General features: G+C 59.2%; 9 protein-coding genes and 2 pseudogenes. 7 read left to right on the forward strand and 4 right to left on the reverse strand.

Annotated features, from left to right (window positions below):
• Positions 1 to 43 precede the first annotated feature (43 nt).
• Positions 44 to 1753, reverse strand: coding sequence for a S8/S53 family peptidase (locus OZ911_RS19600; protein ID WP_023047498.1), 1710 nt, complete (start codon positions 1751 to 1753; stop codon positions 44 to 46).
• Between the two features lie 112 nt (positions 1754 to 1865).
• Between OZ911_RS19600 and OZ911_RS19605 the strand changes: the two genes are divergently transcribed.
• Positions 1866 to 2630 carry a secretin N-terminal domain-containing protein gene (locus OZ911_RS19605; RefSeq protein WP_172901768.1) on the forward strand — a complete coding sequence of 255 codons (765 nt, stop codon included), beginning with the start codon at positions 1866 to 1868 and terminating at the stop codon, positions 2628 to 2630.
• Between the two features lie 493 nt (positions 2631 to 3123).
• Positions 3124 to 4449, forward strand: coding sequence for an isocitrate lyase (aceA, locus tag OZ911_RS19610; RefSeq protein WP_023047499.1), 1326 nt, complete (start codon positions 3124 to 3126; stop codon positions 4447 to 4449).
• A gap of 97 nt (positions 4450 to 4546) precedes the next feature.
• On the opposite strand, the pseudogene OZ911_RS19615 reads toward aceA, so the two are convergent.
• Positions 4547 to 5287 (reverse strand): annotated as a pseudogene (locus OZ911_RS19615) (SDR family NAD(P)-dependent oxidoreductase).
• Positions 5288 to 5305: 18 nt separating this feature from the next.
• Positions 5306 to 6445: an MFS transporter gene (locus OZ911_RS19620; protein WP_019470491.1), complete on the reverse strand. Its 1140-nt coding sequence runs from the start codon at positions 6443 to 6445 to the stop codon at positions 5306 to 5308.
• 668 nt (positions 6446 to 7113) lie between these two features.
• On the opposite strand from OZ911_RS19620, the pseudogene OZ911_RS19625 reads away from it, so the two are divergent.
• Positions 7114 to 7572, forward strand: a pseudogene (locus OZ911_RS19625) (isocitrate lyase); the annotation flags it as partial.
• A 235-nt stretch (positions 7573 to 7807) separates the two neighbouring features.
• On the opposite strand, the gene OZ911_RS19630 reads toward OZ911_RS19625, so the two are convergent.
• Positions 7808 to 8071 carry a DUF3077 domain-containing protein gene (locus OZ911_RS19630; protein ID WP_023047501.1) on the reverse strand — a complete coding sequence of 88 codons (264 nt, stop codon included), beginning with the start codon at positions 8069 to 8071 and terminating at the stop codon, positions 7808 to 7810.
• An 875-nt stretch (positions 8072 to 8946) separates the two neighbouring features.
• On the opposite strand from OZ911_RS19630, the gene OZ911_RS19635 reads away from it, so the two are divergent.
• From OZ911_RS19635 to nuoC, 4 genes are all read left to right on the forward strand, one after another.
• A complete protein-coding gene (locus OZ911_RS19635; protein WP_031311858.1) occupies positions 8947 to 9609 on the forward strand; it encodes a lysoplasmalogenase in 663 nt (220 codons plus the stop codon).
• A 381-nt stretch (positions 9610 to 9990) separates the two neighbouring features.
• On the forward strand, positions 9991 to 10404 hold the full coding sequence (locus tag OZ911_RS19640) for an NADH-quinone oxidoreductase subunit A (RefSeq protein WP_003251427.1): 414 nt from the start codon (positions 9991 to 9993) through the stop codon (positions 10402 to 10404).
• Positions 10405 to 10414: 10 nt separating this feature from the next.
• Entirely contained in the window at positions 10415 to 11092 is a 678-nt protein-coding gene (locus OZ911_RS19645; protein ID WP_012313769.1) for a NuoB/complex I 20 kDa subunit family protein, read from the forward strand.
• 79 nt (positions 11093 to 11171) lie between these two features.
• Positions 11172 to 12953 (forward strand): NADH-quinone oxidoreductase subunit C/D, encoded by a 1782-nt coding sequence (gene nuoC / locus OZ911_RS19650; protein WP_016488218.1) that lies wholly within the window; start codon positions 11172 to 11174, stop codon positions 12951 to 12953.
• Positions 12954 to 12955: the final 2 nt, after the last annotated feature.

Below are 12955 nucleotides of genomic sequence, written 5' to 3' on the forward strand. Positions count from 1 at the left end.
CGAGGGCGCGATGTTACGGAATTTGTCTGACAGCGGCCACCGTTCAGCGCACCCGCTCCCGGCTCTGCACTGCCAGGTCCAGCGCACGCTGCATGTCCAGCCGCGCTGAACGCCCCAGGTCTGGGTGGTTCAGGCGCCCTCCACGTTCCGAAGGCAGGATCGGCGCCGTCAGGTCTTCGGCATCCATCGCCTCGAAATCCTGCTCGGTGCCCAGGGTCAGGGCACTGCGCCGCAACAGCATGCGCACCTGTTCCGGGGTCAGGGCCGGGTTGATCGACAGCATCGTTGCAACGGTGGCAGTCACCAAGGGTGTTGCGTACGACGTGCCGCAATGCGCAGCAGCGGCAGCCGCTGGGCGAATGCAGGCAGCGGCACTGACATCCACGCGCATGTCGACGTTGGAGCTGTGGCGCTTGCGCACATACTCGGGGGCTTCGACCGCAGTCGCCTTGTCGCTGCGCTGGTGCCCGCCCACCACCAGCAGTTGTTCGGAGATGAACGACGACGGCAGGCGGTATTCGTCGGTACCTGACCACGACGCACCGTTACCCGCCGAATTCACCACCATCACATCTGGATGCTCTTTGCGCAGCCAGAGAAAGAACTCCTCAAGCAATTCCTCGTAACCACTCATCGCCAGCCCGGAACGCACCAGCGAATCGACCTCATCACCGTTGACATCGCGTGCGCCTACCCGGTGGATGCCCCAGCTCCAGTTCAGCACCCGCACGCCATCCTCGACCAGGTTCACCGATGCAGCGATGTTGGCGGTGATACCTGCATCGGAGTTGCGCTCTACAATCACCTCGAAGCCAGGGCTGTGCTTGCCCAGCCCCGGCAAAAATCCCTCACCCTGTGCGGCGAGAATGCCTGCGACATGGCTGCCGTGGCTGGTCGCGCGATCCCCGTCGCGCGCGTACAGGCAGGTCTGGCCCTGTTCGCAGCCGCCTCGGTATTGGCTGAACGCGGGGGCATCAAAATCCACTTCACGCTCGACTACCCCAACCCGCACGGGGTGCACCGGCAAGTGCGAAGCGCCAATCCGTCGCTGGTAGAAATACAGCGCATCCATGAACCGGTTGGCGGCCCATTCGTCCGCCTGGTCGATGGCCCGAGCGTCGCGGCCGCTGCCTTCTTCACCGCGCTCCGGTGCAGACTCCTCGACAACCACGGCATCCACGCTGAGTTCACTGCCCATGCGCAGGATCATCGCGTCACGCTGCACCAGGTCAGCCACCGGCAAGCGCAACTGGTAGACATTCAGCGGCGGTATCGCACCGACAACCTGGGCGCCGTATTTGTCGGCAATACGCCGGGCCTCTCCAAGGCCTTCGTGTTTCTCCTCAATCAACAGGCTGACCAGGTCGACATAGGTGGTCAGGCCATCCATGTTCTTCGCCACCTCATCAGGCCTTGCGGCGACCACATGACTGCGCTGGCGGGTCAGCCATACAGGGTTGCTGGTACTGCTGCCAGATTCCAGCCAAAGCGGCGCGCTGCGCTGGGCTTGCTTCGCCAGCTTCAGCGTGAGCCGGTCACCTTGACGCTCGATATCCGCCGTTGGCAGCCGCACACCGCCCAGCCATACCTTTGGCACATCTGCCCCGAGCCCCTCGGCACGCAGGCACCATTGCTGCTGGTTATCGTCGAACAAGTCGCCGCACCGCTGCAGCTGCTTGATGCGCAGCGTGTCCGCTGCAGCCTGTGCACCAAGGCTGCAAAGCCATAACAGCAGGATCAGACTACCCTTCATGTAATCACCCCACGCGTTCCCTGTGAGTGCGACTGACGGCGCAGCTTAAAGGTTCATCTGCCCACCCCGGAGCGTGATCCAGATCCAGCAGGACATCCGCAAATTTGCCATCATGTTGATTCCCCCTGCGGAGATCATGGACATGCCGCTACGCCCCTTTTTCGCCTCCCTGCTGCTCGTTGCCAGCCTCGCCGCCCAGGCGGCCACCGAGGTGGTGCCGCTGCAGCACCGCGCCAGCGCCGAACTGCTGCCTGCCGCACAGGCATTCATTGGTAAGGACGGCACGGTCAGCGCTTTCGAAAACAAGCTGATCGTCAACGCCAGCCCCGAGCGCATCAGCGACCTGCGCACTTTGCTGCAGCAACTGGACACCGCTCCCAAACGCCTGCTGATCAGCGTTGACAACAACGACAGCAACTTCCAGGACAACCGCGGTAACGCACGCGTCATCCACTACGGCACCAGCAACCGTGACGGCGGCATGCAGCAGGTTCAGGCCAGCGAAGGCCAGCCTGCACTCATTCAGGTTGGCCAGAGCATCCCGATTACCAGCACCAGCACCGACGGTTATGGGCGCATCCAGAGCAACACCGAATACCGCAATGTGACCCAGGGCTTTTATGTCACGCCCAGTTTGAGCGGTGACACGGTTCGTCTGCAAATCAGCACTAATAATGACCGCATCAGCCAGGAACGTGCAGATGTAGTGAAAGTGCAGAGCACCGACACGACCGTGACCGGCAAGCTCGGCGAGTGGATCACCCTGGCAGGCTACAACCAGCAGAGCCAAGCCGAGCGCAGCGCGTCAAGCCGCAGTTACAGCACCCAGCGCGGTGAAAACATGACTTTGCGGGTGAAAGTCGACCTTCTGGACTGATCCCAGGCAATTCAAGGCCTCGACCAAAGGCCTTGAAACTGACTGACAAGTCGCATTAGACCAAAGATGTAGTAAGTGAAAAAATCCACTACAAAACATTTGACAGGGTCTTTTTCCCAAGGGCATGATGGCCTCGCTCCCGCTAATCAGGGGCCCTGGCAAGGGCCTTCGAGGCGTGCTCCTCCCACCCCCGGAGGCGCCTCGTGTCTATACGGCCCACAAGGCGGTTCGACGGGATTGCGACTGCAACGAAGAAGTTGTCCCGAGGGACGGAAGCGCATCACCGCAGTACTGGCAATCGCGTAGCACCGCAGCAAGGCAACCACGAGCCGACCTGCCGGAGCACACCTTCGCCCGGCCTGCCCACCCTTCCCCCTTCGAGCCTTCGCGTTCGCCGCCGCACTCCTGCGAACAGGACAGCCGCCAAGCGCCCTGATCTGCACCCGAGCATCAGCACAATTAACCCAAGATCGATGCGACGAGGTTTATTTCCATGGCACTGACACGCGAACAGCAAATTGCAGCCCTCGAGAAAGATTGGGCCGAGAACCCGCGCTGGAAAGGCGTGACCCGTACCTACACCGCCGCTGATGTCGTTCGCCTGCGTGGCTCCCTGCAGCCAGAGCCCACCCTGGCCCGCCAGGGTGCAGAAAAACTGTGGAAGCTGGTCACCCAAGGTGCCCACCCGTCCTTCCGCCCAGACAAAGATTTCGTCAACTGCATGGGCGCCCTGACCGGTGGCCAGGCAGTGCAACAGGTCAAGGCCGGCATCCAGGCCATTTACCTGTCCGGCTGGCAGGTTGCCGCCGACAACAACTCGGCCGAGTCGATGTACCCTGACCAGTCGCTGTACCCGGTTGACTCGGTACCGACCGTGGTCAAGCGCATCAACAACTCGTTCCGCCGCGCCGACCAGATCCAGTGGAAAGCCGGCAAGAACCCGGGCGACGAAGGCTACATCGACTACTTCGCCCCAATCGTGGCTGACGCCGAAGCCGGTTTCGGTGGCGTGTTGAACGCCTACGAGCTGATGAAGAACATGATCGAAGCAGGCGCCGCCGGCGTGCACTTCGAAGACCAGCTGGCCTCGGTCAAAAAATGCGGCCACATGGGCGGCAAGGTACTGGTACCGACGCAGGAAGCCGTACAGAAGCTGGTGGCCGCGCGCCTGGCAGCTGACGTTTCCGGCGTGCCGACTATCATTCTGGCCCGTACCGACGCCAACGCCGCTGACCTGCTGACCAGCGACTGCGACCCGTACGATCAGCCGTTCGTGATTGGCGAGCGTACCCGTGAGGGCTTCTACAAGGTCCGCGCCGGCCTCGACCAGGCCATCTCTCGCGGCCTGGCTTATGCGCCATATGCCGACCTGATCTGGTGCGAAACCGCCAAGCCAGACCTGGACGAAGCCCGTCGCTTCGCCGAGGCCATCAAGAAGGAGTACCCGGACCAGATCCTGTCGTACAACTGCTCGCCGTCCTTCAACTGGAAGAAGAACCTGGACGACGCCACCATCGCCAAGTTCCAGCGCGAACTGTCGGCCATGGGCTACAAGCACCAGTTCATCACCCTGGCGGGCATCCACAACATGTGGCACGGCATGTTCAACCTGGCGCACGACTACGCCCGCAACGACATGACCGCCTACGTGAAGCTGCAAGAGCAGGAATTCGCTGACGCCAGCAAAGGCTACACCTTCGTGGCGCACCAGCAAGAAGTGGGCACTGGCTACTTCGACGACATGACCACTGTGATTCAGGGTGGCGCATCGTCGGTGACTGCCCTGACCGGCTCGACCGAGGAAGAGCAGTTCCACTGATAGCGGCTTGCCGCGGAAGAAAGGCCCAGGGCTGCGAAAGCCCTGGGCTTCTTTCATGCATGATTCGACTACGCGCTGCCAAAACTCCGGGCGAACTCTAAGCGCGGAATCCACCATCGATTGGTACCGCCACACCAGTTACATAAGAAGCCGCCTCCGAGCTAAGCCAGTACACAAGCTCAGCAACCTCATGGGCTTCACAGACTCGCCGCATAGGCTGCGAGGCACACACCGAATCAAATTTGCTCCCCAGTACATGCTACGCCAATGGCGTTGATACAAACCCCGGACACACGGCATTGACCCGGACGCCATAAGGGGCATATTCCTTTGCAACGGCTCCGGTAATTCCAACTAGCGCGTGCTTGCTGGCAGTGTATACAGAGCCACCCGTGACACTGGCATTCAGACCCGCTAGCGAGGCGACGTTGACAATGGTGCCATGTCCCGCCTCACGCATTGCAGGCAACACCGCCTTGATGCATTGCCATGGCGCACGTACATTCGTGGACATGACATCATCGAAATCAGCCTCGGGATAGTCCTCGGTCATCGTGAATGATCGACCGTCAATACCGATGCTGTTGACGAGACAATTTATGGGTGGGTGATCGAGAGCCAGTTGCTTAAAAAGGTCGGTCAACTCGGTAGGGCTACGCAAATCGACCGAGTACGAATGCGCACACGCCATCTCCCTGTTGATACCCTCACACACACGAAGGTTCCGAACATGATCACGTCCGCACACAATGACTGTGTATTGCTCTCTGGCAAATTTCCATGCACACGCCTCTCCGATACCGGAATTGCCACCAGTAATAACAACAACCTTGCTCATGCCTTCAAGTCCCTTCTGTCAGTAATCAAGCCTTCCACGTCGTAGGAAGAGACAGGTCAGGCCAAAAATCACACCCGCGCAACCAAAAACCGTCCAGGTAACACTGAAGCCAAGGCCAGCCAGCATCGGCACAGCCAAGATTACGCATAGCACTCGTGCCGCAGCCTGAATTACAGGTATCAAGGAAAACAAAAACCCTTGTCGCGACACCGGCGCTCGCTGGGCAATCAAGGTCGCCATGTAGGTGATACCGATTATCTCTCCCAAGGTCCAGATCACCACTAACAATAGTATTGCGGGCCAAGTATCGACCAAGGCATAGGCGCCGAAACCAATGCCGTAGCAGATCGCCGCCAGCGCCATGTTAGCCATGGCAGAACAACGCCGGCTCAAGGCAATCAGCGGTCGAGTTAGGACAATAACCAGTAACCCATTAACAATTCCTGCCACTCCAAACAGATGAGCCGCATCACTCACCCCCAATGCTTCTAACCAGAGAGGGAACTGGTATTCGCGCTGACCATCAAGCAGGGACAATACGAAAAACATCACACCCGCCAAGATCACCACCGCGGGTATCGGCACATCCTTCGCCTTAAGCGGCGTATCCTTAGCATCGAGATGACTTCCGGTTAGCGGCAGAGCCAAGGCAGCGCTCGTCACCAGGCAAACCAGACTAATCGCTGCGGTAAACCACAAGAGATACTGGCTTTGCCAACTAAGCAGAACACCCCCTACGACGAACAGCAGGACACCACCTGCATTACTGGCTAGATGAAGATAGGCAAAGGCCCCCACCTGATCGTCTGACGGTGCAGCCCGGGCGGTCATCACGCTGAAAAGCGGTGTGATGGCGCCCGCACTGAACATAAAAAGCAAAATCATGCCGATTGCGATGGGTAAGATCGGCAGCAGACTGCCCAACAGCGCGAGCAGCGCCGTCGACGAACAGCCCAACAGAAGAAGTCGACTGCCCACACGACCTGGCAGTTGTCCACCCAGCAGGTTTCCGGCCAAATAGCTGATGATCATCAGCGACACCGTAGTCGCCAGTTCAGCATCTGCCAAAGCAAAGTGCCGATTCATAAATAACGCCGCAAACGACCCGACCCCGTTGGCCAGGACAAACAGCAACTTGAGCAATGCCACCTTATGCATTAGCGGGCTCATTCGCTTAATGCCGTGGCTTACGGCGCTACCCATGAGGACCGAGGCACAACGTCGTGCCGTCCTTGAACCTTGAAATCCAGCGACGCTCGCTACCCACTCGTTTATCAGTCTCAAGCCCCAGATAGGAGCATGAGCACATATTAATGAAAATATGCCCTTCTTGGTCGCGCAGCCGGCTGGATGGACAGTGGACCACACTGCGATCTGCCAGGCCAGACGCGTGGGCGAGTTCCCAAGACGGGTTACCCAACTCAATAGCGCGCTCGGTGTTGATGAACAGGTTTCTTTGCTCGGACATAGCATCTCCATAAGCATGCACGAATACTTTACTGACAAAGAAAAAGGAAACTTCCTACAACAACCAATACAAACTATTACTTGCTACTCCTCAACAAACCTTACCTCGAGTACAATACCAGCATCATTCAACCACGAAGATCAACCCCAAAACAAAACCATATCATTTAGACGCGCAAAAACTCATGCCCCAGGTGATTTCCAATGAAAATATCAAACACCACCTACCCTCGAAATCACCAAGAAAAGGGCAAACTCCAACCACAATCACCCAGAAACTATTTGTTGCACTTAGCGTTGGCTACCCACCCAAAGCTTCTCCCCAATCTTGAAATTAGTTGATTATTTTCACCCAACTTTTCCCCCACATGATCTGGTGCGAAACCGCCAAGCCGGACCTGGACGAAGCCCGTCGCTTCGCCGAAGCGATCAAGAAGGAGTACCCGGACCAGATCCTGTCGTACAACTGCTCGCCTTCCTTCAACTGGAAGAAGAACCTGGACGACGCCACCATCGCCAAGTTCCAGCGCGAGCTGTCGGCCATGGGCTACAAGCACCAGTTCATCACGCTGGCGGGTATCCACAACATGTGGCACGGCATGTTCAACTTGGCGCACGATTACGCCCGCAACGACATGACCGCCTACGTGAAGCTGCAAGAGCAGGAATTCGCTGACGCCAGCAAAGGCTACACCTTCGTGGCGCACCAGCAGGAAGTGGGTACTGGTTACTTCGATGACATGACCACCGTGATCCAGGGTGGCGCATCGTCGGTGACTGCCCTGACCGGCTCGACCGAGGAAGAGCAGTTCCACTGATAGCGGCTTGCCGCTGAAGAAAGGCCCAGGGCTCTCGCGAGCCTTGGGCCTTTCTCTTTGCCGATACAGACCGACCAGGAACATACGGAACCTGTAGGAGCGGCCTTGTGTCGCGAAAGGGCTGCGCAGCAGCCCTAGCAATTTGTGCATCTGCGCAAAACATTGGGGCCGCTGCGCAGCCCTTTCGCGACACAAGGCCGCTCCTACAGGGGGGATCGTGCAGGCCTGCGGTATGTCAGTGCTTCATGCCCAGCTCTGCGTCATCCATCAGCGCCTTGGCCATTGCACTCAGGTAGTGAGCAGCCCAGATCATCATGGGTTTCTCCTCCATCAGGCCAGTGATGGTCAGTTCACGGACATAGCCCATCAATTCCGAAGATTGCTCGCGGGCGTCCCGACAGGGGATGCCGGGTTCGATGCGGAACAGTGGATGGGTGCTGTTTTCGCCTTGATAGAAAGTGGTCTTGCCGACGGTGAATTGGGTGTCTTCTGTTGTCATTGTTGAATCCCCTGGAATATTTCGATTGCCTGGGCGGGCCTCTTCGCGGGCGCGCCCGCTCCCACAGGTAATGTGCAAGTTTGAGACTTGTGGGGATCCGGGTCAGCCGGATCAGCGGTGCTTCGAGGGAATGGGGGTTTTGGGGTGGATCGGGGATGGCTTTCAGCATTACGATTTACCGTTATCGGTGCCGCCTCCGGCCTGCTGTCAAACAGTTGGGTGGCAGCTGTACGTGGGTTGACAGACCGGCGGAAATCGTAAAGTTCCGGCGCACGCAAGCGTGCCCGCACGTACAGCCGCCATAAAGGCGAACCGCATCCGACTTACCGTCACAGCCTGTCAAAGCTGAATCGTTGATGAGCAACGACATGCCGAGACTAGAGCGCTGCCAAGGCAGCGGCAACGGAAAATGCGCGGCGGGAGTATGTTTGGGAAATGGCCTACAGGGAAGGGGTTAAATCCGACATGTCAGGTGTTCTGCGCGCGATTGCGTCAGGGCGGCGATGTGACCGGTTTGAATTTTGTGGTGATGCGTAGATCGAGCGCCGCCCGCGCGGCGCATCGCGAGCGAAGCTCGCTCCTACATTTGTTTCGGGCCAGTTATTCCTGAGGCGGAGGCGCGCGGCCCTTGGCGCCCACCTCGGAATCGCGTCGAACAAACAAGGCGGTCGCGCGCGCTGACACAGGCGATACTGGCCCGAAACAAATGTAGGAGCGAGCTTCGCTCGCGATGCGCCGCGCGGGCGGCGCTCGATCTCATAGGCGCTGCACTCCTTTCGCCATACCCATGCCAGCCCTAACCCAATCCAAAGGCATCACCAGCAAAACCCAGGATCAGGTCTATGCTTGAGGCAGCACAGCAGCAAGGACCGCCCATGCCTCGTCCAAGCCACCTGATGATTATGGCCCTGGCCGCCGTCGCCCTCTATATATATGCACTGGCCAGCGACAACACCCTGCTCGGCCTGCTGGCCAAACCGGTTCCCGTCCTGGCGCTTGTCGCCTGGCTGCGCAGGGCCCCGGCCACACCTTATCGCAAGTGGCTCTCAATCGGCCTGGGCTTCTCGGTACTGGGCGACATACTGCTGGCCATCCCCGCCGACCTGTTCGTGTTCGGCCTGGCCGCCTTCCTCTGTGCCCACCTGGCTTACCTGCGCGGCTATTGCGGCATTACCCTGCGCCCCACCCTGCCCGCACTGATCTTCAGCGCCATCACCGGCATCGCGCTGCTCGGCGTACTGGCCAGCCACGGCCTCGGCCCGTTGCTGATCCCGGTCGCGCTGTACGCCCTGGTCATCAGCGCCATGCTCTGGCGCGCCCTGGCCTGTGGCGGGCTGGCCGCAATCGGCGCCGGCCTGTTCGTGATCTCGGACAGCCTGATCGGCATCGACCGCTTCGTCAGCCCGTTCGCCGCCGCGCCCTATCTGATCATCCTCATCTACTGGCTTGGCCAGTGGGCGATTGCGGCATCAGCCAATCAACGCTCAACCGATAAAGTATTGATCCAGAGCGGTACGCGCCGCGTCGAAAGCTGCTAGAACAGGAGTCTTTCGCATTTGCAAGTAGGGGGCATCGCCGGATGAACTTTACAAGGCACAGAACAGCCAAATTACATGGCACCAGGTCAAATGATATTAATTATCATTACGAAACTTGTAATTCGTTACCAGCCGCAAGAAACATAATTAACAAAACCGCACGCAATGCCCGAATATCAAGGCTTTCAGCCATTTACGACTGCCTTTTGTTCTTAATCCTACGAATAAATTTGCGACAGAAATTTTACTTGCACCGGGTTTACCCATAAAATCAGCGCGATTGATTCAGCTGCGACATTTGGTCACTGCACCTGCGACACCACGTCGCCGCTCTACTTATTTCAGACTGCAGAGCTGGGTCTCTGTATAAGGATCTCTAGCATGTCCGATTCGGCAGGACTCATCGCCCACAACTGGGGCTTTGCCATCTTCCTCCTGGGTGTCGTCGGCCTGTGTGCCTTCATGCTCGGCCTGTCCAGCCTGCTCGGTAGCAAGGCCTGGGGCCGCGCCAAGAACGAACCCTTCGAATCCGGCATGCTGCCCGTCGGCAGCGCCCGCCTGCGCCTGTCCGCCAAATTCTATCTGGTCGCGATGCTGTTCGTGATCTTCGATATCGAAGCCCTCTTTCTCTTTGCATGGTCTGTGTCCGTCCGCGAAAGCGGCTGGACCGGGTTCGTCGAAGCACTCGTTTTCATAGCAATTCTGTTGGCAGGTCTTGTCTACCTATGGCGCGTCGGTGCTCTTGATTGGGCTCCCGAAGGTCGCCGCAAGCGGCAAGCGAAGCTGAAACAATGAGGCTTTGGCAATGCAATACAATCTCACCAGAATCGATCCGGATGCGCCTAACGAGCAGTACCCGGTAGGTGAACGGGAAACCGTCACCGACCAACTGCTGGAGGACCAGGTCCACAAGAACATCTACATGGGGAAACTCGAAGATGTGCTGCGTGGCGCGGTCAACTGGGGTCGCAAGAACTCCCTCTGGCCGTACAACTTCGGCCTGTCCTGCTGCTACGTGGAAATGACCACGGCATTCACGGCACCCCACGACATCGCCCGCTTCGGCGCCGAAGTCATCCGGGCCTCGCCGCGTCAGGCCGACTTCATGGTCATCGCCGGCACCTGCTTCATCAAGATGGCGCCGATCATCCAGCGCCTGTATGAGCAGATGCTCGAACCGAAATGGGTCATTTCCATGGGTTCGTGCGCCAACTCCGGTGGCATGTACGACATCTACTCGGTCGTTCAGGGGGTCGACAAGTTCCTCCCTGTGGACGTCTACGTGCCTGGCTGCCCGCCACGCCCTGAGGCTTTCCTGCAAGGCTTGATGCTGTTGCAGGAGTCGATCGGCCAAGAACGACGCCCGCTTTCCTGGGTTGTTGGTGATCAAGGTATTTACCGTGCCGAGATGCCAGCCCAGAAAGACCTGCGTCGTGAGCAGCGCATTGCAGTAACCAACCTGCGCAGCCCCGACGAAGTCTGATCCAGCGACCTGCCGCCCGCTCCCCCTGGAGCCGGCGGCCTGGCTTCATTCTTAACGTTGACCCAAAGCGACCGAGACCATGACAGCGGACAACGCTATTTATATTCCGCCCTACAAGGCTGACGACCAGGATGTGGTCGTCGAACTGAACAACCGTTTTGGCGCCGAAGCATTCGTCGCCCAGGAAACCCGCACCGGCATGCCCGTGCTGTGGGTCAAGCGCGCCCAGCTCAAAGAGGTGCTCAGCTTCCTGCGCGGTGTCGCCAAGCCTTACAGCATGCTGTACGACCTGCACGGCGTGGACGAACGCCTGCGCACCCAGCGCCGTGGCCTGCCGGCCGCCGACTTCAGTGTGTTCTACCACCTGCTGTCGATCGAGCGTAACAGTGACGTGATGATCAAGGTGTCGCTGAGCGAAGGCGACCTGAACCTGCCGACCGTGACCGGTATCTGGCCAAACGCCAACTGGTACGAGCGCGAAGTGTGGGACATGTTCGGCATCGACTTTGCCGGCCACCCGCACCTCAGCCGCATCATGATGCCGCCCACCTGGGAAGGTCACCCGCTGCGCAAGGACTACCCGGCCCGTGCCACCGAGTTCGACCCCTACAGCCTGACCCTGGCCAAGCAACAGCTTGAAGAAGAGTCGGCGCGCTTCAACCCGGAAGCCTGGGGCATGAAGCGTCAGGGCGCCAACGAGGACTACATGTTCCTCAACCTCGGCCCTAACCACCCTTCGGCGCACGGTGCGTTCCGTATCGTTCTGCAGCTGGACGGTGAAGAGATCGTCGACTGCGTACCGGACATCGGCTACCACCACCGTGGTGCCGAAAAAATGGCCGAGCGCCAGTCCTGGCACAGCTTCATCCCCTACACCGACCGTATCGACTACCTCGGTGGGGTGATGAACAACCTGCCGTACGTACTGGCGGTGGAAAAGCTGGCGGGCATCAAGGTGCCGCAGAAGGTCGACGTTATCCGCGTGATGCTGGCCGAGTTCTTCCGCATCACCAGCCACCTGCTGTTCCTGGGTACCTACATCCAGGACGTTGGCGCCATGACCCCGGTATTCTTCACCTTTACCGACCGCCAGCGCGCCTACACCGTGATCGAAGCGATCACCGGTTTCCGCCTGCACCCGGCCTGGTACCGCATCGGCGGCGTCGCCCACGACCTGCCGCGCGGCTGGGAGAAACTGGTCAAGGACTTCGTTGAATGGCTGCCCAAGCGCCTCGACGAGTACACCAAGGCTGCCCTGCAGAACAGCATCCTCAAGGGCCGTACCATTGGCGTTGCTGCATACAACACCAAGGAAGCCCTGGAATGGGGCACCACCGGTGCCGGCCTGCGCTCCACCGGTTGCGATTTCGACCTGCGCAAAGCCCGCCCCTACTCCGGCTACGAGAACTTCGAGTTCGAAGTACCGCTGGCCCACAACGGCGATGCCTACGATCGCTGCATGGTCCGTGTCGAGGAGATGCGCCAGAGTATCCGCATCATCGACCAGTGCCTGCGCAACATGCCGGAAGGCCCGTACAAGGCGGATCACCCGCTGACCACGCCGCCACCGAAAGAGCGCACCCTGCAGCACATCGAGACCCTGATCACGCACTTCCTGCAAGTCTCGTGGGGCCCGGTCATGCCGGCCAACGAGTCGTTCCAGATGATCGAGGCGACCAAGGGCATCAACAGTTACTACCTGACGAGCGATGGCGGCACCATGAGCTACCGCACCCGGATCCGTACCCCGAGCTACCCGCACCTGCAGCAGATCCCTTCGGTGATCAAAGGCAGCATGGTCGCCGACCTCATTGCGTACCTGGGCAGTATCGACTTCGTTATGGCTGACGTGGACCGCTAAGC

It is taken from the genome of Pseudomonas fortuita, assembly GCF_026898135.2.
GTDB lineage: Bacteria > Pseudomonadota > Gammaproteobacteria > Pseudomonadales > Pseudomonadaceae > Aquipseudomonas > Aquipseudomonas fortuita.